The organism is Altererythrobacter aquiaggeris (assembly GCF_037154015.1).
GTDB classification, from domain to species: Bacteria; Pseudomonadota; Alphaproteobacteria; order Sphingomonadales; family Sphingomonadaceae; genus Aestuarierythrobacter; species Aestuarierythrobacter aquiaggeris.
The window spans coordinates 2,360,384-2,383,609 of the sequence record NZ_JBANRL010000001.1 but is presented as its reverse complement, the minus strand read 5'-3'; the positions used below and the strand labels follow the sequence as shown (position 1 = coordinate 2,383,609).

The window sequence follows — 23,226 nt, the reverse complement described above, 5'->3', positions numbered from 1 at the left end:
CCGCCTGCCTGTTACGCTGCGTCAACTTGTCATTCACCCATCCGACCCTACATTGGGCAGGAATTAAGTGCGTTAAAGGAACACCCAGCACATGAACGACAATCAAGAGCCCGAAGGCAGTCCGAATCCCTGGCTGAAAAGCCTGATGGTTTGGGGCGGCATATTTATGGCGTTGCTGCTGGTTGTCACCATGTTCGGAAACCAGAGCGCGGCCCCCGGCACCGAAATTGCCTATTCCGATTTTCGCAACAAAGTTGCCGAAGGCACGGTGAAGGAGGTCAGCATTGCGCCCAATCTCATCACCGGCAAGCTGGAAAACGGCGATGTGTTTACATCCGTGCCGGTGCAGAACGACAACACTCTCGCTGATTTGCTGACCGAAAACGGCGTCCAGTTCGCAGGCGCCGCAGCTGAAGAGCGTAGCGTATTGTTTTACATCCTTGTCCAGTCACTGCCCTTCATCCTGATCCTGGGTATTGCGTTTTTCGCGCTGCGTCAGGTGCAAAAGGGCGGCGGCGCGGGCGGTGCGATGGGGTTCGGTAAATCCAAGGCCAAAATGCTGACTGAAAAGCAGGGCAAGGTTACCTTCGCCGATGTTGCCGGGATCGACGAAGCACGCGAAGAACTGGAAGAAATCGTCGAATTCCTGAAGGATCCGCAGCGGTTCTCGAAGCTCGGCGGGACCATCCCCAAGGGCGCCTTGCTGGTCGGTTCGCCCGGTACGGGTAAAACTTTGCTGGCCCGCGCGATTGCGGGTGAAGCGGGCGTACCGTTCTTTACCATTTCAGGGTCCGATTTTGTCGAAATGTTCGTCGGCGTGGGCGCAAGCCGCGTGCGCGACATGTTCGAACAGGCCAAAAAGAATGCCCCATGTATCCTGTTCATCGATGAAATCGATGCGGTCGGCCGCTCGCGCGGTCACGGGCTGGGCAATTCGAATGACGAGCGCGAGCAGACGCTGAACCAGTTGCTGGTCGAAATGGACGGTTTTGAAGCGAATGAAGGCATCATCATCATCGCCGCGACCAACCGTCCCGATGTGCTTGACCCGGCCCTGCTGCGTCCCGGACGGTTTGACCGCCAGATCGTCGTGCCGATCCCCGATATCGATGGCCGCGAGAAAATCCTTGCAGTGCATATGAAAAAGGTTCCGCTGGCCCCTGATGTCAACTCGCGCACGATTGCGCGCGGCACACCGGGTTTCTCGGGCGCCGATCTTGCCAATCTCGTCAACGAAGCAGCCTTGCTGGCGGCCCGCCGTAACAAGCGGCTGGTGGCGATGCAGGAATTCGAAGATGCCAAGGACAAGGTCATGATGGGGACCGAACGCCGTTCGATGGTCATGACTGACGATGAGAAAAAGATGACCGCCTATCACGAAGCCGGCCACGCGCTGGTTTCGCTGAACGAGGAAGCATCCGATCCGATTCATAAGGCGACGATCATCCCTCGCGGCCGCGCTCTGGGTATGGTCATGCGCCTGCCGGAACGCGACAATTATTCGTATCACCGCGATAAAATGCACGCCAATCTGGCGGTTGCGATGGGCGGCCGCGTGGCTGAAGAAGTGATTTTCGGCCATAACAAGGTGTCGAGCGGGGCATCGTCCGATATCCAGTACGCCACCGATCTGGCGCGCAATATGGTGACCAAATGGGGTATGTCGGACAAGCTTGGCCCGCTGCAATACGAAGCGAGCCAGGAAGGCTATCTCGGTATGGGTCAGACCAGCCGGACTATGGGCGGCGCCGAAACCAACAAGCTGATCGATGCCGAAATCAAGGCATTGGTCGAAGGCGGGCTGAAACGCGCAACCGATATTCTGACCAGTCAGGAAGACAAGCTGCATCTGCTGGCACAGGCAATGCTCGAATATGAAACGCTGACCGGCGATGAGATAAACGAGCTGATGGCGAACGGTAAGATCGACCGTCCCGACGAACCGAAGGGCCCGGTTATCAATCAGCCGGTTGCCGGCAGCGCGGTTCCCAGGTCGGGCAAGAAGTTTGGCGGATCCTCGGACGCTGCGCCGCAAGGAACCTGAGCAACGTAAGACGGACGATCAGGGCGGCTGCGGGTTCATTCCCGCGCCGCCCTTTTCGTTCAGCCCAGCAGGCCGAGCATGATCAGCGACCACAGGAACAGCGCGATCACGATTGCGATAAATGCCAGAACAATCGCCGTGCGCCACAGCGCGGAGAAACGGCTCAGCCCGTATGCGTGCTTCAACTGCTTGTAGATATGGAACGGCGCGATCAGGCCTGCCGCCATTATCAGCCATTGAGCGCCGACACCCAGGCCGCCCAGCACTGTCAAAACTATAAATAGCAGCGACATGAAGGCGATCGAATAGGTTACGAACACAGCGTGATCGTAGAGCCCGAACCGGCTTTTCCACAAGAAGATCAGCCAGACGAACGGCAAGGATAACGGTACGAGCAGCCATGAGAATTTATACGAGTTGGCCTGTATTTTATAAAGCAACAGTCCCGGATTTTCGCGGGCTTTCTTGATCCCGGCATCCAGTCGCGGCCAACCTGTCCGGTTAAACGACATCTTCATTTCAGGACCGTTTTCGGGCTTGAAACTAAAGCTGTCCCCCGCATCGATTGCCCGCAAAGCCTCCTCCAGCTCGGCGACATCGGTGGCTTTTTTTGTATAGGCGGGACTGGTTTCCTCAAGCTGCGCCAGTTTTTCCTGCTGAATTTCCAGCTCCCCGGCAACCAGACCGCGCGTGTTTTCGATGCCCGCCTTTACCTCATCGTTGGCGGCGATATCGCCCGGCACGGTCAGACCACTGATCTGGAAAACCGCGAACATCAGGAATACGGAAAACAGGAACAGCGCCATCGGCGATACGAACCGCGCGCGTTCACCGTCGATATAGCGGCGGGTCAGTTTGCCGGGCCTGAATGCCAGCATGGGTAATGTCCGCCAGGTCTTGCCTTCGAAATGCAGCGCGCCGTGCAGCAGATCATGCATGAAGGCGCCGAAAGTCCGGTGGATATGCGCGCTTTGCCCGCAGCTATGGCAATGATCGCCGATCAGCTTCGTGCCGCAATTGAGGCAGTCGCCTTCGCCCGCATCGACGCCCACCGGGCGTTTGCCGCTGGCACCGGGTTCGATTGCGCGGGCAATCGCCGCGCCGCTGACCATACTACCGATTGCGTCACCGATGTCGCTCATTCAGGCCCCCTCCAACCGGCACCTTATAGCGCGGAAACCTTGCTGCCCAAGTCCCGCCACGTCTGACACAAACAAAAAGGGGCCGCATCGCTGCGACCCCTGTTTTTCAAAACTTTGCAAGACCCGCTGCGATCAGCCGTCGTAATCGGAGCCGATGGATGTGGAGCGCGTCGGGGCTGATGCGGTAATCCGCAACGCTTCTGCCGACTGGCTCAGCGAACCGATTTCATCAGCCTCGTCCTCATCGTCAGGCAGCACACGCTGCAGACCGAGAACGACGCTTTCTTTCAGCTGCTTGGGCTTGACTGTCTGTTCGGCGATTTCGCGCAAGGCGACGACGGGATTCTTGTCACGGTCGCGATCCACGGTGATTTCTGCGCCGCCCGAAATCTCGCGCGCACGCTGTGCGGACAGAAGGACGAGGTCGAAACGGTTTGGGACCTTGTCGACACAATCTTCGACGGTAACGCGCGCCATGGGCACTCCGATAAATATAAAAGTTTCAGGATTACCGGCGAAATAGGGATCGCGCCTTCCAGAGTCAAGGAAATCCCCGCCTTGTGCGGACCAAATCCGCTGCGGGGTTGCCCGCCAGTATGCCGCGCGACTAGATGCGGCTCGATGACCGATGATAAGCTGCCGCGAGCCGTGAGCGAAAACCCTGTGACGGGGTGGCAGGAAGTCGCGCCGTTTACTGCGCAGGCGCAAGGGCAATCGCTGCAATTCTTTCCCGCCGGGCGTGACCGTCTGGACCGGCTCATCACACTGATTGCCGATGCACAAAGCACCTTGAAAGTGTGCTTTTACATTTTCGCGGAAGACAATGCCGGACAGCAAGTGCGCGATGCGCTGATTGCAGCGGCTGAGCGCGGGGTCGATGTAACGCTGGTGCTGGACGGATTTGGTGCAGGGGCCGGGGATGAATTTTTTGCACCGCTGTCCGATGCGGGGGGGCGATATTGCAAATTCAGCCCGCGATGGTCGCAGCGCTATCTGATCCGCAACCACCAGAAAATGGTCATTGCCGACGACCGGATCGCGATGTTCGGCGGCTTTAATGTGGCTGACGATTATTTTGCCGCCCCGGATGTCAATGGTTGGCACGATCTCGGCCTGACGCTGGAAGGCGATGCGGTGGCAGGTCTGGTTGACTGGTTCGACAAGATCGAGCGCTGGACGGCCGATCCCAAGGCAAATTGGCGGGCCATGCGCACAATGGTGCGCAACTGGGATGGCGGAACAGGCGCAGTGCGCTGGCTGATCGGCGGACCCACGCGTGGTTGGTCGAGCTGGGCAAAATGTGTCGGCAGCGATCTGGTGAAGGGCAAACGTCTGGATATGATGATGGCCTATTTCAGCCCGTCGCCCAGCCTGCTGCGCCGGATCGGACGGATCGCCAAAACCGGCGAAGCGCGGCTGATCATGGCGGGTAAATCGGACAACGGGGCGACAATCGGCGCAACCCGTGCGCTGTATTTCTATCTTTTGCGAAAGAAAGCCGAGATTTACGAGTTCCAGCCGTGCAAGCTGCACGCCAAACTGATCGTGCTGGACGATACGGTATATGTCGGCAGTGCAAATTTCGATATGCGCAGCCTGTTCCTGAACCTTGAACTCGTTTTGCGGATAGAAGATGCGGCTCTGGCTGAAACCATGCGCGCATATATCGACCGGCATATTCCCGCCAGCGAAGCGATTACGCACGCGGTGCACCGGCGCAATGCGACGCTGGTCAACCGCGTGAAGTGGGCCGTCAGCTGGTTTCTGGTTTCCGTGGTTGATTACACCGTCAGCCGGCGGCTCAATCTGGGGCTATAGTCAGGGTGAGCTTTCAAACGCGCGCTTATTCGAAACCGTAATCCGAATAATCTTTCATATTGGGCGAGGTGAATTTGGTAAATTCGCTCTGGAACAACAGCGGCACATTGCCCGTCGAACCATGACGCTGTTTCGCCACGATCAGCGTCGCCTTGTTATTCAGTTCCATCTGTTTCTGCATCCATTCGTCATATTTGGCGACGACATCCTGCGAACTTTCCGGGGTCGGTTCGTCGGGCTTGAGCGATTCGTGATAATAATCGGCGCGGAAGATGAACCACACCATATCCGCATCCTGTTCGATCGAGCCCGATTCGCGCAGGTCCGACAGCATCGGGCGCTTGTCTTCGCGCTGCTCGACCGCACGGCTAAGCTGTGACAGCGCTATAACCGGTACTTGCAGCTCTTTCGCCAGCGTCTTCAGACCCCGGCTGATCTCCGAAATTTCATTCACGCGGTTGTCGTTTGCGCGGCCGCTGCCCTGCAGCAATTGCAGATAATCGACCACAATCAGCGAAATATCATGCCTGCGCTTCAACCGCCGCGCTCTTGACCGCAAGGCCCCGATCGTCAGCGCGGGCGTATCATCGATAAACAGCGGCAATTCGGCCAGCCGCTGGCTGGCAAACGACAGCTTCTGAAACTCATCACGGCTCAGTTTGCCCGACCTGAGCGATTCGGATGATATTTCGGCCTGTTCGGCAAGAATACGCGTGGCCAGCTGATCGGCGCTCATTTCCAGACTGAAGAACGCCACCGGGCCGCCATAATTGAACGGGCCACCCTTTTCCTGGTATTTGAGATGTTCTTCGGCGCAATTGAACGCGATGTTGGTCGCCAGCGATGTCTTGCCCATGCCCGGCCGGCCCGCCAGAATGATCAGATCGCTGTTATGCAGCCCGGCGGTCTTGTTATCGATGGTGGCAAGCCCGGTAGTTTTGCCCGACAGGCCGCCGCCCGAATTCATCGCCGCTTCGACCATTTTGATCGCGGTTACGGCGGCGCTTTTGAAATTGGTCGCGTCATTGCCTTCGGTTGCACCTTCGGCAACGCGGAACAGATCCGCTTCGGCCTGTTCGATCTGTTCCATCGGCGCAACGCTGTCTGACGTATCCAGAGCGCCTTCGACCAGGCTGCGGCCCACGCTCACCAGTTCGCGCAGCAAGGCCAGATCGTAAATCTGCTGGGCCAGTTCGCGCGGCGCAAGCAGGCCCTGCCCGTCAGCCGTCAGGCGCGCCAGATAGGTAATCCCGCCCAGTTCTTTCAACGCTTCATCAGCTTCGAAATAGGGTTTCAGCGTTACCGGTGTCACCACCATCGACCGGTCGAGCAAGGTCATGATGCGGTCGTAAACGCGGGCATGGACGGGTTCGAAGAAATGTTCGGGCCGGATCGAGACGGGCAGTTCTTCCACCACCCGGTTGTCGATCAGCACAGCGCCCAGAAAGGCGGCTTCCGCCTCGACGTTGGACGGTAGGGTTCTTCCCGTTTCTTCGCTCGCGGTGGTGGAAGCGGAAGATCGGATCAAAAGGTCTTGGTCAGCCATGCGATGCTTATTGCGTGATGAACGGGGCAAGGGGAAGGCAATGGTCTTACACAAGCGAGGACAGGTTTGTGCAAAACCCGACAAAGATTTTTTCGGGAATGGTTTTGCGCAAGATGGCCGCACAGGATTTCGGCGCAGGATCCCGGCGCAGGATCCCGGCGCAGGATTTCGGCGCAGGATTTCGGCGCCATTATTTGCAATCACGGCTTGCCGCGCCCCTACCGTATCTGCGAAGGCAGACAGCTCATGGTTACGCACCGCATTTCTCATATCGCGCTGGATGACGAGACGATTCTCTGGCGCAACGCCGATGTCGAACAGGAACGCCGCGTTGCCATTTTCGATCTGATCGAGGAAAATTCGTTCCGGCCTGTCCGTTCGGCCGAAGCGGGGCATAACGGCCCATACCGTCTGCAACTGTCGGTACCCGAAGGCCGTTTGCTGATGGCCATATCGGACGATGACGGGGACGAGCTTGAAACCCTGTTGCTTGGTCTTGCGCGGTTTCGCCGCCCGATCCGCGAATATTTCGCGATCTGCGACAGTTATTATCAGGCGATTCGTCAGGCCACCGCCGCAGAGATCGAAACGATCGATATGGCCCGGCGCGGGGTGCATAACGGCGCGGCAGAACTTCTGATAGAACGCCTCGAAGGCAAGGTAGAAACCGACTTTGCCACTGCAAGACGGCTGTTCACATTGATCTGTGTGCTCCATATCAAGGGCTAGCTTTGGTGCGGGATCAGGGCAGGGACATCATTTAACCATGGCACGCAGAAAATCGATCAGCTCGCGGTTGCGCTGGGCGGCAGCGCTGTTGCTGCTGGTGATGCTGGCGGCCGGATTTGGCTGGTGGCATCTGGTGCACTGGACACCCGACCGCGCGCGCTATCCGCTGCAGGGTGTGCTGATCGGTGCCGTCGATGGGCAGCCCGATTTTCGCGCGCTCAAGGCGATTGGCGCCCAGTTCGTCTATCTGGAAGCCAGCCGCGGTGCCGATTTTCAGGACGCCGGATTTGCGCGCAATTACGCCGCCGCCCGCGACGCCGGAATGCAGGTGGGGATGGTGCACACATACGACCCCTGTCTGGTTGCGGACGGCCAATCGGCAAACTTTGTCACGATAGTACCGCGGGTGAAGGATCTGCTGCCGCCCGCGATTGCGCTGGGCGGTGATACGGCTGCCTGCGTGCCGAAAGTGAGCGATGCGGCGCTGGAAAGCGAACTGATGACCTTTGTCAACCAGGTCGAAAACCATGTCGGCAAACCCGCACTTTTGAAAATTTCCCCGAGCTTCGAAGAACGGTTCGATTTCGCCGGCCGGTTCGAACGTAACCTGTGGCTTACCGGCAACCGGCTGGAGCCGGCATATGCCGGGCGTCCATGGGCGCTCTGGACAGCCAACGAAAGCTTCCGCAACGAAGCAGGCGAGGCGCCGGTAAGATGGGTGGTGGCAAGATGATCGACAGGGACGAATTGGTAGCTGCGGCACGCGGGGCATCGCGTGATGCCTATGCACCTTACTCCGACTTCCAGGTTGGCGCGGCGCTGCTGTTTGCCGATGGCAGCGTGGTAACCGGCGCGAATGTCGAAAATGCCAGCTACGGCCTGGCGCTGTGCGCCGAGACGGTCGCGGTGGCCAAGGCCATGTCCGGCGGCGTGCGCGGCGGGCTGGAAGCGGTTGCGGTAACCGGCCCCGCGCATGATCCGATTACGCCTTGCGGCAGGTGCCGCCAGGTCCTCAACGAACTTGCTGCGCTGGGCGGAACCGACCCCGATGTGCATTGCGCGGGCGCGGATGAAGTGGTCACCGTCAAACTGTCGCAACTGCTGCCGATGGCCTTCGGGCCGGACAGTCTGGTTTAGCGGGCCCCATCAATTGATGCGCGTGGGCCACAAGCGCGGGTAATGAATGCGGCGCGGGATTTTTGCGGGCAGGTTTGCGGCATCGCCCTGAAAGACCCGGTCAAGGGTGCAACCGCAGCCAGATATCACTCAGGATCTTGCAACGGATACCTAATTGTCATCGCTCTTTGAGCGGTCTTGCATCTTTCGGGAAAGCCTGCGGCGCTCGCTGGCTGAACTTGTCGCCAGCCGCGTCTCGGACAGGAAGAACAGCAGCGCGGTGAAAACCAGTCCCATTGCCAATATCCAGGCGACAGCAACATAAGTTCCCAGTTGGGGCCGGACAAAGGCGCTGACGAACAGCAGCGCAACCACGACACAGATCAGCAAAGCCGCAACAGTGCTGAGATTGACCGCCCGATATGCGAATGTTTGCCGGCGCCGCAGAACGGGCAGTTCCTCCAATCCCGGATCGGCCCCGCCCGCTTTCTTGTTTTCATCCAACCTGTCCACACGGTCGGTCAGCCAGATCAACCGTCCGTTCATGACATTGAGGAACGCGCCAATTGCCGCGAGCAGGAAGACGGGTGCAAGAGATATCTGTACTATCTTCTGAACACTTTGTGTATTTGATGTTCTAGAGATCAAATCCGATGCCAGATCGCCGCTGACCGCCAGTAAATCTATCATCATATATTCACCATAGAGGCCCACTTACAGGCGCTGTTTCATGATCATAAACACTCAGTTGAACGATGGCACACCGATTTGCATTCGCGCGGTAAGCAAAATTGACGAACAACGACTGAAGGACGGGATTGCAAAACTGTCACCGCAGTCGCGATATCTGCGCTTTTTCTCCGGGATGGAAAGGCCGCCCCAACGCGTAATTGATGCATTGGTCGATGTTGACGGTCACGATCATATTGCATGGGGGGCCATTAGGACAGATATCGAATCGAAACCAGCGCTCGGTGTGGTTCATGCGTTTCGCGACGATGATCACCCCGACACTGCCGAGTTTTCCGTAGCTGTCCTCGATGAATATCACGGGCTGGGGCTCGGCAGACTGCTGGCGGCAGTTATCCTGCTCGACTGCAGGCGCGAAGGGCTGGAGCGATTGGCCGTCCACATTCTGCCCAACAACCGGCCTGCGCTATTGTTTGCCAAGTCGCTGGGCGGTCACGAAACCGGTAATGACACAGGCGACACCGAAATCGAGATTCTTATCGAAGAGGCAATTCTGACGCTTCAGGCGAACAATGATATTACAGGTCTGGGTGCGGTTTTCGCTCAATTCGATGCAGAGCAATAATCCGACAACCTGCTGACAGGCGCATAACGGTCAGTTGCGTCTGCCCCGGGCAGTGGCTGCTATTGCTCCAGCCATTCGACCAGCGCGGCGAGGCAATCGCGCGCCAGCATCTTGCAGCGTTCGGGGCTCCAGCCCTGTTCGGCATCGGGCCAGTCGTCATTATCCTTGAACGGCATTTCCAGCGTCATCGCCGGGGCGCTGAAACGGTGCGCGACCTGATTGGTGCTCATCGACAGATTGGCGGTGCCGGGTTTCGAGACGGGATAACCTTTCTTCGTCTGGAAATCGGGCGTCCGGCGATCTAGGATCGCGCGGTAGCGGTAGAACTGGTCGCCCAATTCGTCGGTCCAGTTGGAAATGCCTTCAAATCCGGCGAGGAAGTTTGCCGCAATCGCCTCGTCACCGTGGACGTCCATCGCGAAATCCAGCCCGCTTTCATCCATCGCATTACGGATTGCGAGCACTTCTGGGCTCTTCTCAGCGGTAGGATTGTCCCATTCGCGGTTGAGATTGGTGCCCACCGCGTTGGTGCGCAGATGCCCGCGGCATGAACCGTCAGGATTGCAGTTGGGGACCAGATGCAGACGGCACTTTTCGCGCAATACGCGGCCAACCGTGTCGGTGGGATCGCACAGCACTTCGAGTGCGCCTTCCATCCACCATTCGGCCATGCTTTCGCCGGGATGCTGGCGGGCATACAGCCACACCTGCTTGTCGCCCGTGCCCATTTCGAGGCAGTCGATCGGCTGGCCTTCGATGCTGGTGCCCAGGCAGCGATAATCCACGCCTTCGCTGGCCGCAGCTTCGGCGACGAGGTTGTGGTGCCGCTCGATCGAATAGGGCGCGAAATAGGCGAACCACGCAATGTCGCTGGCGGGCGCGTATGTGATCGTGAGCACGCCCGCATCCTTGTCATAAAACGTGTCGGCGCGGCCCCAGTAATCACGGTCTTCCGACACGCAGGCACGGTATCCCGGCCACCCTGCGGGATAGGCGGATTCCTTCAGACCTTCGATTTTGAGCGTCACTTCGCGGCCCTGTGCGCCCGAAACACGGAAATGGAACCACTGTTTGAAATCGGAATCCCTATCCTTGCGAATCGCAAGGCGGGCGGTGGTTCCTTTGGCGGACAGAACTTCGATATTGCCGCTGTCGAAAGCGGAAGTGACGAAAATATCGCTCATTAATCGGCAACCTCTACGCTTACAGTCTCGCCGTCATTACCCGGAAATTCGGCAAACAGGGCCTGCGCCATAGCGGCTGCGCCCAATTGCGTACTGGCGAGCGGCGACTTTTCCCCCACTACGAAACTGGCGCGGCCTTCCCAGACCGACTGGCCGGTGGCGCGGTCGCGGATCACCACGCCCAGTTCGGTGGCGATCTGTTCGCCGCTGCCGCCGCCCAGATTGATTCCCACGCCCATGCCGACACCCGATCCATAGGATCCGGTCGATCCGCCAACCCCCACGCTGACGGGGCCGCGCCGGCGGCCGTCACGTTCGGCAAAGCGTTCAACCCGCACTTCGGCGATCTGGCTGCCATCGGCAGCACCCACTTCGGTATAGCCAAGCCGGACCAGTTCGCGCGCGACCGCCGATTTGTAGCTCTGGACTTCGAGCGTTCCGGTGCCGGGGCCGGGCGCATTGATGACTGCAATTGTGCCGGTTGCCAATTGTGCGCGGGCATCGTCAGCAACGAAGCGGGTGACCTGCACCGGCCCGACCGGGGTGACACAGGCGGACAGGGTGGCGGCACATAAAGCGGCGGCGGCGAATTTCGTAAAATGCATTGGTCTGCTCCCAATGTTGCGACCTGAAAACGGATTGAAGCGCAATCTGGCCCTTTGCCGTGCGGCTGGCAAGCATCGCGGCCCGATGGCGAAGCGGAGCAGACAGTAGGCGAAATGCCCTGAACCTGCCGCAACTGGCCTATACCATTTTGCAAGCAGATGCTGTTAACGGGTGGCCATGACCCAAAAGCTTCCCGTTCTGGTTACCGGCGGTGCCGGATATATCGGCAGCCACGCGGTGCTTGCCCTGCGCGATGCCGGATGGCCGGTGGCCGTAATCGATAATCTGGTGACGGGTTTCCGCTTCGCAGTGCCGGACGATGTACCGTTTTACGAGGGCGATATTGCCGATGCCGATCTGTTGGCGCGGATCATTGCCGAGCAGGGCATCGGCGCGGTGATGCATTTTGCCGGCTCCGTCGTGGTGCCCGAATCGGTCGAACAGCCGCTGGCCTATTACGAAAACAACACGGTGAAGAGCCGCGCCTTGATCGAAGCCGTTGTCAAAGGCGGCGTGCCGCACATGATCTTCAGCTCGACCGCGGCGACTTACGGGATCCCCGCTATTTCTCCCGTAACAGAAAACACCCCCGCTGTGCCGATCAACCCCTATGGCTGGTCGAAACTGATGACCGAACAGATGCTGCATGACACCGCGGCGGTTAGCGATCTGAATTACTGCATCCTGCGTTATTTCAATGTCGCAGGCGCCGATCCGCAAGCGCGCACCGGCCAATCGACCGCAGGGGCGACGCATCTTATCAAGGTCGCTGTCGAAGCCGCACTGGGTCGGCGCGGATCCATCGCGGTATTCGGCACCGATTACGACACACCCGACGGTACCGGCGTGCGCGACTATATCCATGTTGCCGATCTGGCCGCCGCGCATGTTCTGGCGCTGGAGGCGCTGATCGGGCAGCCGGAGCGCTGTCTGACCATGAATTGCGGATACGGGCGCGGCTTCTCGGTTATGGAAGTGCTGGACGCGGTTGACCGGGTCACGAATCAGAGGCTCGACCGGATTATGGAGCCGCGCCGTGCGGGCGATCCCGATTCGCTGGTTTCGGACCCTGCGCGCATCCGTGAAACGCTGCGATGGGAGCCGAAACACGCCGATCTGGACACAATTGTCGCGCACGCCCTGCAGTGGGAGCGGGTTCTGGATCAAAAACGCGGGTTATAGTTGACTTGTCACAGTGCCATCCATAGAGGGCCGAACTTGAAATTCAGCGCCGGGAGCCCATATCCCGCGCATACAATTACCGAAAGCAGATCAATGAAAGTTCGCAACAGCCTGAAGTCGCTGAAAAATCGCCATCGTGATTGCCGCGTGATCCGTCGCCGCGGCCGCACCTATGTGATCAACAAGACCAACCGCCGCTTCAAGGCGCGCCAGGGCTAATCGGTCCTGTCACCGGAGGCACTGCGCGTGCATCCGGCCTGAAACCGGCTCGCCCCCGTATATGGGGAGCGGGCCGTTTCTGTCTCTGGCGCTAACAGGACCGGACTGATCCATGACCCTGCATCCATCCCGCGCAGTGGTCTTCGATATCGGGCGCGTGCTGGTCCGGTGGGATCTGCGCTATCTGTATGCCAAGCTGATCGATGATCCGGCGCAGCTTGAATGGTTTGTAACCCATGTCGTGACGCAGGAATGGCATTTCCAACATGACGCCGGGCTTCCGCTTGCGCCGATGCTGGCAGAGCGCAAGGCGCAGTTTCCGCAATATGCCGCGCTGCTCGATGCCTATGCGCAGCGGTTTCTCGAAACCATTCCCGGACGGGTCGCCGGGACGCACGCTCTGGTTGGCAGGCTGACGGAGGCGGGCGTTCCGCTGTTTGCGCTGACCAATTTCGGCACGGAGTTCTGGGCGATGTTCCGCCCGACCGAACCCACTCTCGATCTGTTCGAGGATATAGTTGTGTCAGGCGCTGAAAAGCTCGCCAAGCCGGACCATGCGATATACCGGCTGGCACAGCAGCGTTTCGGGCGCGAGGCGCGCAACCTGTTCTTCATCGATGACAGCGAGCCCAATGTGATCGCGGCGCGCGAATGCGGCTGGCAGGCGCATCTCTTTCGCGATGCGGTCTCGCTGGAGGCGGCGCTGATCGAGCAGGGATTTCTCGAATAAAATGCCCCCGTCCGGGTTAAGGACGAGGGCTAGTATGTGCCCGGCGAATGGATCTGGAGAGAGTGCCGGGCGGGGGACAGGGTCAGACTAGTTGCCGTTGCATTTGGCGATATTGTCGGCGGACAATCCGTCCGGTCCAGCTGTGAAGCGGGTGACATCGCCGAATTCGCGGGCAACGCGTTTGCACATCGATGCGGCGCGGGAGCCGCCCTTTCCGGCGATGCAGGACGTGCCTTCGCAAATCCATAGAACGCCGCCGACGACTTCCCTGGTATTTTCGACCGGGGCGGCGAGTTCGGCGCGGTAATAAACGCCCTGACCTGCCAGCGCGGGAGAAACAGTGGCGGCGAATGTGGTGACCGTGATCAATCCTGCAATCGCTGTGATGGCAAGGGAGCGGAACGGGCGGGTAACGGGGGAGAGGGTCATGTTCACTTTCCTTTTGTAGATGCGATTTCCAGTTGCATTCAACAACCAGTTGCGAATCACTACCTACTAAACTAAGTATTAAGTTGCAACCTAAAACTTAGTTTAAAATTGTAGGATGCTAATTTGTCGGTAGAACGATGTTCGAAAGGTGATGCATGGGTGAACTGAGAGAGCCGTTACGCGATTTGGCCTGCGGGCTGCCTGAAGCGCTGGAGGTCATGGGTGAACGCTGGTCATTCATGATTTTGCGCGCCTCCTTCAACGGCGTGTATCATTTCGAGGATTTCCTCAGCGAACTGGGGATTGCGCGAAACATCCTGTCCAGCCGTCTTGGCAAACTGGTCGAACATGAAATTCTCGATCGTCAGCCTTGCGCCGATGATCGCCGCCGCATCGAATATCGCCTGACGGAAAAAGGGCTCGATCTGCTTCCCGCGATGCTGGCGCTGCGCCAGTGGGGCCAGAAATACGGTTTCGAAGTGATCGAAGACCCGGTTCTGGTTGATGAGCGTGACCGTTTGCCGATCGGCCCGATTGCGATCCGCGCGCATGATGGCCGTGTGATCGGACCTGCCGATCTGTATCTTCAGCCGCGCGACAAGCTGGGTGTTCGCGGCGACGGTTCCGAAGCCGCGATTGCAGCTGCCGAGTAGTCATCACCACTAGATAGTCAGGCGCTACCCCGCTTGTCGCGCTTGCCGTCCCTGAATTCCGAGACGTATTTCCAGATCGCGGAAACCACCACCGAGCCTTCTCCAACGCTGGATGCCACGCGTTTTACCGAATTATGGCGCACGTCGCCAACCGCGTAGATACCGTCTGCCGATGTGCCAAAGGGATCCGGCCGGCCGACGGAACCGCCCGATTTTACAAACCCCTTGTCGTCAAGTTCCACCAGCCCCGATAGCCATCCGGTATTGGGCGCTGCCCCGACCATCACGAATAATGCGCCGCACTCCAGCTCGCTTTCGCCATCAGGCGTCTTCAGCGTGACCGCGTCCAGCCAATCGTCTCCCCCGAGCGATTTCGCCTCGGTCTTGTAGTGGATCGTGATCTTGTCATCCGCCAGCAGGCGTTCCGACAAATAGGATGACATCGATTCGGCCAGACTCTCGTCGCGCACCAGAATATGCACATGGTTGGCTGTGCGCGACAGATACATCGCGGCTTGTCCGGCAGAATTGCCTCCCCCGATAATCACCGCGTTTTTCTTGCCGCAAAGCCGCGATTCCATCTCGGTCGCGGCGTAATAGACGCCGCGCCCTTCGAACCGGCCAAGATTGGTGATCGGCAGTTTGCGATATTGCACACCCGTCGCCACCAGCACCGCGGTGGCACATAGCTGGTCGCCGTGATCCAGCTTGGCGCAAAAACTGCCATCCTCGCAGCGGATCAATTCGATAACCCGCCGCGGCATGACAAACCGTGTGCCGAATTTCATCGCCTGTATCTGGCCGCGATAGACCAGGTCCGCCCCCGAAATTCCCGTCGGGAAGCCCATATAGTTTTCGATCCGGCTGGAAGTACCCGCCTGTCCGCCGATTGCCGCATCCTCCACCACCATGGCTTTGAGCCCTTCGGCCCCGGCATAGACCCCGGCCGCAACGCCCGCCGGCCCGCCGCCGACAATCAGCAGGTCGATCGGCTCGGTATCGAGGATATTGAGGTTCAGCCCCAGCAGCTTGGCAATCTTGTAAGGCGTGGGATCCTCGATCACTTCATCGACATTGAAGATCACTGCCGGAGTGTTGTCCGCCAGATTGCACAGCCGGATGGCTTCTTCGTCCGAAGCATCGAGTTCAAACGACTGGAACGGGACACGGTTGCGCGACAGAAAGCTGGCAATCCGCCGGACGGCATCGTCCTGTTCGGCGCCGATCAGCGTGATCGAGCTGCGGCCTTCCTCGAATTGCGAACGCCGCCGCGCGAGAAAGACAGTGATGATGTGATCCGACAATTCCGGTATCTTGGACATCAGATCGAGCATTTCACGACGGGGAACTTCAAGTGTCCGGGTGTTTTTGGCGGCCCGCATCGGGAGCGTGAAGCTGCCTGCATTCAGAAACGCCAACTCGCCCATGAACTGGGTCGGGCCGAGCGCAGATTCGATCAATCTTCCTCCGGTATAGGGATCGACGACTTCGATCTCGCCGCCCAGGACATAGACGAACCTGTCCATCGGATCGCCCACTTCCGCGACCATATCACCGGGCTGGTAACTCGCTTCGGTCGCGATGGCGCGGATTGCCTCCACATGCTCGTCCGACAGCGGTTTGCGCTGCATTTCACCGAGATGTCCACCGATCGATTCCATCCGGCAACCTTTCCATATCAAAACAGTGCTGTTGCAATCGGGCCAATGCGCCTGTCGGGATAATTTCGTCAGAGTAGAGTTAGCGTCAGAACCGGCGCGGGCGCAGCGTAACTGCCGTACCGGGTAAAAACCAATGGTTACAGCACACGCAACGCGCACACCAGTGCATACTGATGCCTCGCCCTGCCATTACGCGCGCGGCGGTTGGCGGCGGTAACTCAGCGCCTCGGCCACATGGATGCGGCCGACCGTGTCAGCCCCGCCCAGATCGGCAATTGTGCGCGCCACGCGCAGGATGCGCGTATAGGCGCGGGCGGTCAGGCGCATGGTGTCGGCGGCCTGCAGCAACAGTTTGCGGCCAGCCTCGTCAGGTGTGGCGTGCTGTTCGAGCGCGTCGCCATCCAGATCGGCATTGCTGCGCATTTTTGTTCCGGCCAGCCGGGCGGTTTGCAATGTGCGTGCAGCGGCGACGCGTGCGCCCACTTCGGCGCTGCCTTCGGCGGGCGGCGGCAATGACAGATCGCGCGCGCTGACGGGATCGACTTCGACGTGCAGATCGATCCTGTCGAGCAGCGGGCCGGACACCTTGCTTTGATAGTCAGCCGCACAGCGCGGCGCGCGGCTGCAGGCCAGCGCCGGATCGCCAAGATGGCCGCAGCGACAAGGGTTCATGGCGGCTACCAGCTGGACATTGGCCGGAAAGGTCACATGGGCATTGGCCCGCGCGACACTGACTTCGCCGGTTTCGAGCGGCTGGCGCAGCGAATCGAGCACCGCCCGCTGAAATTCGGGCAATTCGTCAAGGAACAGTACGCCCAGATGCGCCAGACTGACTTCGCCCGGTTTTACCTTCAGCCCGCCGCCCGTCAGCGCGGCCATCGATGCCGAATGATGCGGATCGCGAAATGGCCGGGTCCGGTTGATGCGCCCACCCTCGAGCAGACCGGCAACCGATGCGACCATCGATGTTTCGAGCGCTTCGGCGGGGGTGAGCTGGGGCAATATTCCCGGCAGGCACGATGCCAGCAGGCTTTTTCCCGCGCCGGGAGGGCCGACCATCAGCAAATTATGCCCGCCTGCGGCCGCAATTTCGAGCGCGCGCTTGGCGGTTTCCTGACCTTTGACCCGCTTGAGATCGGGCCCGGAGGCCGGTTCCGGTGCCTCGCCGGCTTGCGGCTCGGGCAGCAGCTGTGTTCCCTTGAAATGGTTGAGCAGGCTGACGAGGTCGGGCGCGGCACAAACGGGTATGCCGCTCGCCCAGCGTGCTTCTGCGCCTTGAACGGCAGGGCAGATCAGGCCCTTCTCCTCGCCGCTGGCATGGATCGCTGCCAGCAGCACACCGGGTGATGCCACCACGCGGCCATCCAGCGAAAGCTCTCCCACCGCGACCCATTCGGCCAGCTGTTCGGCATCGGTCACGCCCATCGCCGCCAGCAGAGCCAGCGCGATGGGCAAGTCGTAATGCGAACCTTCCTTGGGCAAATCGGCCGGCGAAAGATTGATCGTTATGCGCTTGGGCGGCAGCGATAGACCCATGGCCGACAGTGCGGATTGAACCCGCTCGCGGCTTTCGCCCACAGCCTTGTCAGGCAGGCCGACCACGGCAAAGCGCGGCATCCCCGGCGCGATTTGGCACTGCACCTCCACGGCACGCGCCTCCAAGCCCAGATAGGCTACTGTCGATACGAGTGCGACCACGTTTTACGACCCCCAGATTGTCGCGCATCTTCTGGGGGTTAATCGCTGCCCTGTCGAGTGGGGCCGGTCACAAAATGCCCGCAGTAACCGGATTGAAAGCATTCCGGTTGGCAATTGCGCAAGACGGGGTGCGCCACAAGGCTGGCCATGCGCACGCTGACCAACCTGTTTATCGCCCCGTTTATCGCGCCGTTTATCGTATGCGCCACTATTTTGGCCGCACCCGCTGCTGCGCAGGTTGTTACCGAGCGCGTGATTGTGGAAGAGTGGGTGAACGGCGAATGGGTCGAAGTCGGCTCGCAGCGGTTCGTCGATCTCAAAGCGGCACAGCCTTCCAGTCATGGCCCTGCAGCTATCCCGCAGGGCATTGCTGCCTACGGCCCGTTCCGCGTGCTGGATGATGGCCGTGCCGCGCTGGTCGATGCGACAGGCGCGCTCAGCCCCGGCCAGTTTGGCGCCATGCTGCGCGATTATCCGCAAATCGCCACGCTCGAGATGATCGACTGTCCCGGCACCGATGACGACCGCGCGAATCTGGCGGTTGGCCGGATGATTCGCTCGGCGGGTATCACCACCGTGGTTCCGGCCGGCGGTTCGGTGCGTTCGGGCGCGGTGGAATTATTTCTCGCCGGGGCCAAACGAAGGATGGACGAAAACGCCGAGTTTGCAGTGCATGCCTGGATGGATGAATTGGGGCGCGGGCCGTCGGACTTTGCGATGAATGCCGAGCAAAACCGTATTTACCTCGAATATTACCGCGAAATGGGGATGACGGGGGCAGAGGCAGCGGCGTTCTATGCGATGACCAATTCGGCTGCCAATAAGGATGCCAGATGGCTGAGCGGTGACGACATGGGGCAATGGCTGAATGCGCGCGAAGAAGTTGCTCCGCCAAAGCTCGCATATCTTGACTTGGCCGCAACCCTCCCTTAATTGCGCGCCCATACAGGCGGCCCTCTGTTGACGGGGGCCCTTTTTATTGGCGCAGCCGGCGCCGCGAATTTTCGAGGTTTATCATGAAGCGTACTTTCCAGCCGAGCAATCTCGTGCGCAAACGCCGCCACGGTTTCCGTTCGCGCAAAGCCACTGTTGGCGGCCGCCGGATTCTTGCCGCACGCCGCGCCCGTGGCCGTAAAAAACTCAGCGCCTGAGTCGCACGCGACTTCACAGAAAATTGCGGTGCTCACGCGCCGCGCCGATTTTCTAGCTGCAAACCGGGGACTGCGTGTCGCACGCCCCGGTTTTGTGCTGCTTGCGCACCCTAATAATGGCGCGGGCAAACGGTACGGAATAACCATTACCAAAAAGGTCGGCAATGCAGTCGTCCGCAACCGGATGAAGCGGCGATTCCGTGAATTGCTGCGCGCGCATCTGCCGCAAATGGGCCTGCCGGATCATGATCATGTGCTGATCGGGCGTGATGGCGGGATCGAACGTGATTTTTCCAGGCTCGATAACGAGCTGGTGGAAGCGCTCGAGCGGGCTGCTGCCGGCAAGGGCGATCCGCCGCGGCGTTTTCACGGCGGCGCGGGTAAGCGGCGAAAATGAAACATCTTTTTATCTTTATTGCCCGCGCATGGCAGTGGGGACCATCGCGAATTTTGCCGCCGACTTGCCGCTTTGCCCCGTCCTGTTCCGAATACGCTGTGCAGGCGTTGCGAAAATATGGCGCGATCAAGGGTGGATGGTTGGCGAGTAAGCGTATATTGCGCTGCCACCCATGGGGGGGACACGGATATGATCCGGTGCCGTAATGGCTCTATGAACCCCTGTCGTATTTCAATTTTACGGGATTAAGATAAAGTTTTGGACAATCAGCGCAATATTCTCGTCGCGGTGGTGCTATCCGCATTGCTGCTGTTCGGCTGGGACTATGCCATGTCCAGCTTTTATCCGCAGCCCGCCAGCGTCGGGCAGGTCGAGCGGGTTGACGCCCCGACAGAGCGCGCCGCAGTCAAACGGACCCGCGAAGGCGGCCTGAACGATCCGGCTGAAATCGCGCTGGAAGAAGCCGATCTGGAAACCTCGCTCGCAGCCCCGGCGCGCGTCAAAATCGCTGCGCCCGGCATTGCGGGCTCGATCAATCTGGCTGGCGCGCGAATCGATGATATTGTGCTCAACCGGCACCGCCAGACCGTCGCCAAGGACAGCGGCCCGGTGCGCGTGTTCTCGCCGCAGGGCACGCCCGCCCAGCAATTCGCCCAGTTCGGCTGGGTCGGACAGGGTGTCGCGGTGCCCGATGCCAAAACGGTGTGGCAGGCAGATGCTGCTGCGCTTTCCCCTGCAAGCCCGGTAACCTTGCGCCACGATAATGGCGCGGGACAGATATTCACGATCGCGCTGTCGATTGACGATGATTACATGATTACGGCCAGACAAACCGTCGCCAACACCGGCGCGGGGCCGGTTGTGATGCGGCCGTTCGCATTGGTCAACCGCACCAGCCGTACCGCCAGCAGCGATACGTGGAATGTCCATTCCGGCCCGATTGGCGCGTTTGGCGACGCGGTAAATTTCGACAATGATTATGACGATCTGGATGATGCTGGCCGGTTTTCGCCCGAAGGCCGCGCGCGCTGGATGGGCTTTACGGACATTTACTGGATGGCCGCTCTCATTCCCGAAGCGGGCAGCGATCCCACTGCAGAATTCCGCCCGCTGGGCAATGAAACCTACCGCGCGGATCTGATTTACCAGCCGCAAACCATTGCAACCGGGCGGCAGGTCACGCGCACGACGCAATTGTTCGCCGGCGCCAAGGAAACCGCGGTGCTCGATATTTACGAGGACGCCGGGGTGCCATTGTTCGGCAAGGCGATCGACTGGGGCTGGTTCTCCATGATCGCCTGGCCGGTGTGGTGGCTGCTGACGCATTTGTTTACGCTGGTGGGTAACTTCGGTGTTGCGATCATGCTGCTGACTTTGCTGATGCGCGGCCTGCTGTTCCCCATCGCGCAAAAGCAGTTTGCAAGCATGGCAGCGATGCGCGCGATCCAGCCCAAGATGAAGGCACTGCAGGAACGCTATAAGGACGACAAGCAGAAGCAGCAGCAGGAAGTTATGGCGCTGTACAAAAAGGAAGGCGTCAATCCGCTCGCGGGCTGTCTGCCGATCTTCCTGCAGATCCCGATCTTCTTTGCGCTGTACAAGGTGCTGATCCTGGCGATTGAAATGCGCCATCAGCCGTTCATCCTGTGGATCAAGGATTTGTCCGCGCCCGATCCGGCGACGATCTTGAACCTGTTCGGTCTGCTGCCGTTTACCCCGCCCAGCTTCCTTGCGATCGGTGTGCTGGCGGTATTGTTCGGTATATCGATGTGGGCGACGTTCAAACTGAACCCGACCGCGATGGACCCCGTCCAGCAGCAAATCTTCAGCTTCATGCCGTGGATATTGATGTTCGTCATGGCACCATTTGCCGCGGGTCTGCTGCTTTACTGGGTCACGTCGAATATTCTGACGCTGGCGCAGCAGAGCTATCTTTACTCCAAGCATCCGCAGCTCAAAGCGCAGGCCGAAAAGGACAAGGCCGACAAGGCGCTGACGGCTGACCGGGATACGAAGAAAAAGACGTGACCGGCCCCGTTTCCAGCGATCCCAAGGCGGATATCGAAGCGCGCGAGGCGGACCGGCTGTTTTCGGGCCGGGTCGAGTTTCTGCTCAGCGCGCCGCAGCTGAAGTTTCTGCCGGAACCCACATCGCCCGAAATCGCCTTTGCGGGGCGGTCGAATGTGGGCAAATCCACCCTGCTCAACGCACTCACCGGGCGGCGCGCCATCGCGCGCGCATCGGTCACGCCGGGCCGCACGCAGGAACTCAATTTCTTCGAAGTGGGCGAACCCACGCAGTTCCGGCTGGTGGATATGCCCGGCTACGGTTTTGCCAAGGCTCCGCCCAAAGTGGTCGATAACTGGAAAAAGCTGGTCCGCTCATATTTGCGCGGCAGGCAAGTGCTCAACCGCACTTTGCTGCTGATCGATGCGCGGCGCGGGGTAAAGGATGTTGACCGCGAAATGATGGCGCTGCTGGATGAAAGCGCGGTAGGTTACCGCATCGTGCTGACCAAGTCCGACAAGCTGAAAGCCAGCGAACTGGCGAGGGAAGTCGAACTGACATTGGCCGAAGCGCGCAAACACTCCGCCGCATTTCCCGAACTTCACGTAACCAGCGCGGAAAAAGGGATGGGTCTGGCGGAACTTCGCGCTGCGGTGATGGCAGACGCCAAACTTTGATCCGGGATTTCCATACATGACACTGACTGCCAGCATTCGTATTTCCGCACCGTTGTTTATGTGTGCGGCGGCGCTCGCTTCGTGTTCGCCGCTGAAAACATTCAACGCATTTGTGCCGAAGGACAATACCGCCAGGCAAGCGGCCGAAGGTATCGCTTACGGAACGGACGATCGCCAGAAGCTGGATGTTTATTTGCCGAAGGCTGACGCGGCACGAGCGGATGGCCGCCCGCTTGTGGTGTTTTTCTATGGCGGCAGCTGGAACAGCGGCACACGAAAAGGCTATGATTTCGTGGGCCGTGCGCTTGCGGCGCGCGGTTTCGTGACTGTGATTCCCGATTACCGGCTGGTCCCCGAAGTCACTTACCCCGCCTTTGTCGAAGATGGCGCTTCCGCAGTTCGCTGGGCGCGCGTGAACGCGGCACAATATGGCGCCGATCCTGACAAGGTGGTCGTGATCGGCCATTCCGCCGGAGCGTATATCGCTGCGATGCTGGCGCTCGACGAACGCTTTCTGGCTGATGACCGCGCTGCGCTGCGCGGTTTTGTGGGTCTGGCCGGCCCCTATGATTTCCTGCCATTCGACGGTCCGGTAACGCAGACCGCGTTTGGCAATTGGCCAAAGGCGGCCGAAACCCAGCCGGTTACCTATGCGGGCAAGGGCGACCCGGCGGCGCTCCTGCTAAGCGGAGCGGACGATACCACGGTTCTGCCGGTCAACAGCGAAAAATTGGCGGCAAAACTGCGCGCGGGCGGCGTCGATGCCGATGTGAAATTTTACGAAGGTGTCGGTCACGTCGGCATCATCACGTCGATTGCAAAACCGCTGAGAGGCAAATCGCCCGCGCTGGACGATATCGGGGCATTCGTGGAAAGGGTGACCGCGGGGGACTGAGGCCGGCTGCATTTCGCGGCGAAGAAA

26 protein-coding genes are annotated in these 23,226 nt (G+C 59.7%); 17 read left to right on the top strand and 9 right to left on the bottom strand.

Features of this window, described 5'->3' with window-relative positions; genetic code table 11:
* Positions 1–91 precede the first annotated feature (91 nt).
* On the top strand, positions 92–2,044 hold the full coding sequence (gene ftsH, locus WFP06_RS11775; protein WP_336987354.1) for an ATP-dependent zinc metalloprotease FtsH: 1,953 nt from the start codon (positions 92–94) through the stop codon (positions 2,042–2,044).
* Positions 2,045–2,103: 59 nt separating this feature from the next.
* Here the strand turns inward: ftsH and WFP06_RS11770 are convergent, their stop codons facing one another.
* Positions 2,104–3,186, bottom strand: a complete 1,083-nt coding sequence (locus WFP06_RS11770; RefSeq protein ID WP_336987353.1) for a DUF3667 domain-containing protein — start codon at positions 3,184–3,186, stop codon at positions 2,104–2,106.
* 132 nt (positions 3,187–3,318) lie between these two features.
* Positions 3,319–3,663: a DNA-directed RNA polymerase subunit omega gene (gene rpoZ / locus WFP06_RS11765; RefSeq protein ID WP_336987352.1), complete on the bottom strand. Its 345-nt coding sequence runs from the start codon at positions 3,661–3,663 to the stop codon at positions 3,319–3,321.
* A 144-nt stretch (positions 3,664–3,807) separates the two neighbouring features.
* Here rpoZ and WFP06_RS11760 point away from each other — a divergent pair, with 144 nt between their 5' ends.
* Positions 3,808–5,004, top strand: coding sequence for a phospholipase D-like domain-containing protein (locus tag WFP06_RS11760; RefSeq protein ID WP_336987351.1), 1,197 nt, complete (start codon positions 3,808–3,810; stop codon positions 5,002–5,004).
* A 25-nt stretch (positions 5,005–5,029) separates the two neighbouring features.
* Here the strand turns inward: WFP06_RS11760 and WFP06_RS11755 are convergent, their stop codons facing one another.
* A complete protein-coding gene (locus tag WFP06_RS11755; RefSeq protein ID WP_336987350.1) occupies positions 5,030–6,550 on the bottom strand; it encodes a replicative DNA helicase in 1,521 nt (506 codons plus the stop codon).
* A 246-nt stretch (positions 6,551–6,796) separates the two neighbouring features.
* Here WFP06_RS11755 and WFP06_RS11750 point away from each other — a divergent pair, with 246 nt between their 5' ends.
* From WFP06_RS11750 to WFP06_RS11740, 3 genes are read left to right on the top strand one after another with little or no spacing between them, the layout of a single operon-like run.
* Positions 6,797–7,279: a UPF0262 family protein gene (locus WFP06_RS11750; RefSeq protein WP_336987349.1), complete on the top strand. Its 483-nt coding sequence runs from the start codon at positions 6,797–6,799 to the stop codon at positions 7,277–7,279.
* A gap of 37 nt (positions 7,280–7,316) precedes the next feature.
* A complete protein-coding gene (locus tag WFP06_RS11745) occupies positions 7,317–8,012 on the top strand; it encodes a glycoside hydrolase family 25 protein (RefSeq protein ID WP_336987348.1) in 696 nt (231 codons plus the stop codon).
* The gene (locus WFP06_RS11740) at positions 7,994–8,416 is read left to right on the top strand and encodes a cytidine deaminase (protein ID WP_336987347.1); all 423 of its coding nucleotides are present in this window, start codon (positions 7,994–7,996) and stop codon (positions 8,414–8,416) included. Before WFP06_RS11745 ends, WFP06_RS11740 begins: the two co-directional genes overlap by 19 nt.
* 150 nt (positions 8,417–8,566) lie before the next feature.
* Here WFP06_RS11740 and WFP06_RS11735 read toward each other — a convergent pair whose 3' ends face one another.
* Positions 8,567–9,088, bottom strand: coding sequence for a DUF2721 domain-containing protein (locus tag WFP06_RS11735; protein WP_336987346.1), 522 nt, complete (start codon positions 9,086–9,088; stop codon positions 8,567–8,569).
* A gap of 37 nt (positions 9,089–9,125) precedes the next feature.
* On the opposite strand from WFP06_RS11735, the gene WFP06_RS11730 reads away from it, so the two are divergent.
* Positions 9,126–9,710, top strand: coding sequence for a GNAT family N-acetyltransferase (locus tag WFP06_RS11730; RefSeq protein ID WP_336987345.1), 585 nt, complete (start codon positions 9,126–9,128; stop codon positions 9,708–9,710).
* A gap of 59 nt (positions 9,711–9,769) precedes the next feature.
* Here WFP06_RS11730 and WFP06_RS11725 read toward each other — a convergent pair whose 3' ends face one another.
* A complete protein-coding gene (locus WFP06_RS11725; RefSeq protein ID WP_336987344.1) occupies positions 9,770–10,894 on the bottom strand; it encodes a M14 family metallopeptidase in 1,125 nt (374 codons plus the stop codon).
* Positions 10,894–11,499, bottom strand: coding sequence for a DUF4136 domain-containing protein (locus tag WFP06_RS11720; protein ID WP_336987343.1), 606 nt, complete (start codon positions 11,497–11,499; stop codon positions 10,894–10,896). Before WFP06_RS11720 ends, WFP06_RS11725 begins: the two co-directional genes overlap by 1 nt.
* Positions 11,500–11,677: 178 nt before the next feature.
* Here WFP06_RS11720 and galE point away from each other — a divergent pair, with 178 nt between their 5' ends.
* The 3 genes from galE to WFP06_RS11705 all read left to right on the top strand — a co-directional run bounded on the left by galE (position 11,678) and on the right by WFP06_RS11705 (position 13,631).
* Entirely contained in the window at positions 11,678–12,682 is a 1,005-nt protein-coding gene (gene galE / locus WFP06_RS11715; RefSeq protein ID WP_336987342.1) for a UDP-glucose 4-epimerase GalE, read from the top strand.
* 93 nt (positions 12,683–12,775) lie between these two features.
* Positions 12,776–12,901, top strand: coding sequence for a type B 50S ribosomal protein L36 (ykgO, locus tag WFP06_RS11710; RefSeq protein ID WP_011415100.1), 126 nt, complete (start codon positions 12,776–12,778; stop codon positions 12,899–12,901).
* A 112-nt stretch (positions 12,902–13,013) separates the two neighbouring features.
* Positions 13,014–13,631, top strand: a complete 618-nt coding sequence (locus tag WFP06_RS11705; protein WP_336987341.1) for an HAD-IA family hydrolase — start codon at positions 13,014–13,016, stop codon at positions 13,629–13,631.
* A gap of 87 nt (positions 13,632–13,718) precedes the next feature.
* On the opposite strand, the gene WFP06_RS11700 is transcribed toward WFP06_RS11705, so the two are convergent.
* On the bottom strand, positions 13,719–14,060 hold the full coding sequence (locus WFP06_RS11700) for a CC_3452 family protein (protein ID WP_336987340.1): 342 nt from the start codon (positions 14,058–14,060) through the stop codon (positions 13,719–13,721).
* Positions 14,061–14,215: 155 nt separating this feature from the next.
* Between WFP06_RS11700 and WFP06_RS11695 the strand changes: the two genes are divergently transcribed.
* Positions 14,216–14,713 carry a winged helix-turn-helix transcriptional regulator gene (locus tag WFP06_RS11695; RefSeq protein ID WP_336987339.1) on the top strand — a complete coding sequence of 166 codons (498 nt, stop codon included), beginning with the start codon at positions 14,216–14,218 and terminating at the stop codon, positions 14,711–14,713.
* A gap of 17 nt (positions 14,714–14,730) precedes the next feature.
* Here WFP06_RS11695 and WFP06_RS11690 read toward each other — a convergent pair whose 3' ends face one another.
* Positions 14,731–16,374, bottom strand: a complete 1,644-nt coding sequence (locus tag WFP06_RS11690; protein WP_336987338.1) for an FAD-dependent oxidoreductase — start codon at positions 16,372–16,374, stop codon at positions 14,731–14,733.
* 189 nt (positions 16,375–16,563) lie between these two features.
* Positions 16,564–18,072: a YifB family Mg chelatase-like AAA ATPase gene (locus tag WFP06_RS11685; protein WP_336987337.1), complete on the bottom strand. Its 1,509-nt coding sequence runs from the start codon at positions 18,070–18,072 to the stop codon at positions 16,564–16,566.
* A gap of 147 nt (positions 18,073–18,219) precedes the next feature.
* Between WFP06_RS11685 and WFP06_RS11680 the strand changes: the two genes are divergently transcribed.
* The 7 genes from WFP06_RS11680 to WFP06_RS11650 all read left to right on the top strand — a co-directional run bounded on the left by WFP06_RS11680 (position 18,220) and on the right by WFP06_RS11650 (position 23,199).
* Positions 18,220–19,005, top strand: coding sequence for an alpha/beta hydrolase (locus WFP06_RS11680; protein ID WP_336987336.1), 786 nt, complete (start codon positions 18,220–18,222; stop codon positions 19,003–19,005).
* 83 nt (positions 19,006–19,088) lie between these two features.
* A complete protein-coding gene (gene rpmH, locus WFP06_RS11675) occupies positions 19,089–19,223 on the top strand; it encodes a 50S ribosomal protein L34 (protein ID WP_336987335.1) in 135 nt (44 codons plus the stop codon).
* Positions 19,198–19,620 (top strand): ribonuclease P protein component, encoded by a 423-nt coding sequence (gene rnpA / locus WFP06_RS11670; protein WP_336987334.1) that lies wholly within the window; start codon positions 19,198–19,200, stop codon positions 19,618–19,620. Before rpmH ends, rnpA begins: the two co-directional genes overlap by 26 nt.
* Entirely contained in the window at positions 19,617–19,826 is a 210-nt protein-coding gene (gene yidD, locus WFP06_RS11665) for a membrane protein insertion efficiency factor YidD (RefSeq protein ID WP_336987333.1), read from the top strand. Before rnpA ends, yidD begins: the two co-directional genes overlap by 4 nt.
* A 52-nt stretch (positions 19,827–19,878) precedes the next feature.
* Complete coding sequence (gene yidC / locus WFP06_RS11660) at positions 19,879–21,648, top strand: membrane protein insertase YidC (RefSeq protein ID WP_336987332.1); 1,770 nt, start codon at positions 19,879–19,881, stop codon at positions 21,646–21,648.
* On the top strand, positions 21,645–22,304 hold the full coding sequence (gene yihA / locus WFP06_RS11655) for a ribosome biogenesis GTP-binding protein YihA/YsxC (RefSeq protein ID WP_336987331.1): 660 nt from the start codon (positions 21,645–21,647) through the stop codon (positions 22,302–22,304). Before yidC ends, yihA begins: the two co-directional genes overlap by 4 nt.
* Before the next feature lie 16 nt (positions 22,305–22,320).
* Complete coding sequence (locus tag WFP06_RS11650; RefSeq protein WP_336987330.1) at positions 22,321–23,199, top strand: alpha/beta hydrolase; 879 nt, start codon at positions 22,321–22,323, stop codon at positions 23,197–23,199.
* Positions 23,200–23,226 lie beyond the last annotated feature (27 nt).

Bases quoted from the DNA above. Each gene is read 5' to 3' on its own strand.
- ftsH (WP_336987354.1), top strand. From the start codon at position 92: ATGAACGACAATCAAGAGCCCGAAGGCAGTCCGAATCCCTGGCTGAAA.
- WFP06_RS11770 (WP_336987353.1), bottom strand. From the start codon at position 3,186: ATGAGCGACATCGGTGACGCAATCGGTAGTATGGTCAGCGGCGCGGCG.
- rpoZ (WP_336987352.1), bottom strand. From the start codon at position 3,663: ATGGCGCGCGTTACCGTCGAAGATTGTGTCGACAAGGTCCCAAACCGT.
- WFP06_RS11760 (WP_336987351.1), top strand. From the start codon at position 3,808: ATGACCGATGATAAGCTGCCGCGAGCCGTGAGCGAAAACCCTGTGACG.
- WFP06_RS11755 (WP_336987350.1), bottom strand. From the start codon at position 6,550: ATGGCTGACCAAGACCTTTTGATCCGATCTTCCGCTTCCACCACCGCG.
- WFP06_RS11750 (WP_336987349.1), top strand. From the start codon at position 6,797: ATGGTTACGCACCGCATTTCTCATATCGCGCTGGATGACGAGACGATT.
- WFP06_RS11745 (WP_336987348.1), top strand. From the start codon at position 7,317: ATGGCACGCAGAAAATCGATCAGCTCGCGGTTGCGCTGGGCGGCAGCG.
- WFP06_RS11740 (WP_336987347.1), top strand. From the start codon at position 7,994: ATGGGTGGTGGCAAGATGATCGACAGGGACGAATTGGTAGCTGCGGCA.
- WFP06_RS11735 (WP_336987346.1), bottom strand. From the start codon at position 9,088: ATGATGATAGATTTACTGGCGGTCAGCGGCGATCTGGCATCGGATTTG.
- WFP06_RS11730 (WP_336987345.1), top strand. From the start codon at position 9,126: ATGATCATAAACACTCAGTTGAACGATGGCACACCGATTTGCATTCGC.
- WFP06_RS11725 (WP_336987344.1), bottom strand. From the start codon at position 10,894: ATGAGCGATATTTTCGTCACTTCCGCTTTCGACAGCGGCAATATCGAA.
- WFP06_RS11720 (WP_336987343.1), bottom strand. From the start codon at position 11,499: ATGCATTTTACGAAATTCGCCGCCGCCGCTTTATGTGCCGCCACCCTG.
- galE (WP_336987342.1), top strand. From the start codon at position 11,678: ATGACCCAAAAGCTTCCCGTTCTGGTTACCGGCGGTGCCGGATATATC.
- ykgO (WP_011415100.1), top strand. From the start codon at position 12,776: ATGAAAGTTCGCAACAGCCTGAAGTCGCTGAAAAATCGCCATCGTGAT.
- WFP06_RS11705 (WP_336987341.1), top strand. From the start codon at position 13,014: ATGACCCTGCATCCATCCCGCGCAGTGGTCTTCGATATCGGGCGCGTG.
- WFP06_RS11700 (WP_336987340.1), bottom strand. From the start codon at position 14,060: ATGACCCTCTCCCCCGTTACCCGCCCGTTCCGCTCCCTTGCCATCACA.
- WFP06_RS11695 (WP_336987339.1), top strand. From the start codon at position 14,216: ATGGGTGAACTGAGAGAGCCGTTACGCGATTTGGCCTGCGGGCTGCCT.
- WFP06_RS11690 (WP_336987338.1), bottom strand. From the start codon at position 16,374: ATGGAATCGATCGGTGGACATCTCGGTGAAATGCAGCGCAAACCGCTG.
- WFP06_RS11680 (WP_336987336.1), top strand. From the start codon at position 18,220: ATGCGCACGCTGACCAACCTGTTTATCGCCCCGTTTATCGCGCCGTTT.
- rpmH (WP_336987335.1), top strand. From the start codon at position 19,089: ATGAAGCGTACTTTCCAGCCGAGCAATCTCGTGCGCAAACGCCGCCAC.
- yidD (WP_336987333.1), top strand. From the start codon at position 19,617: ATGAAACATCTTTTTATCTTTATTGCCCGCGCATGGCAGTGGGGACCA.
- WFP06_RS11650 (WP_336987330.1), top strand. From the start codon at position 22,321: ATGACACTGACTGCCAGCATTCGTATTTCCGCACCGTTGTTTATGTGT.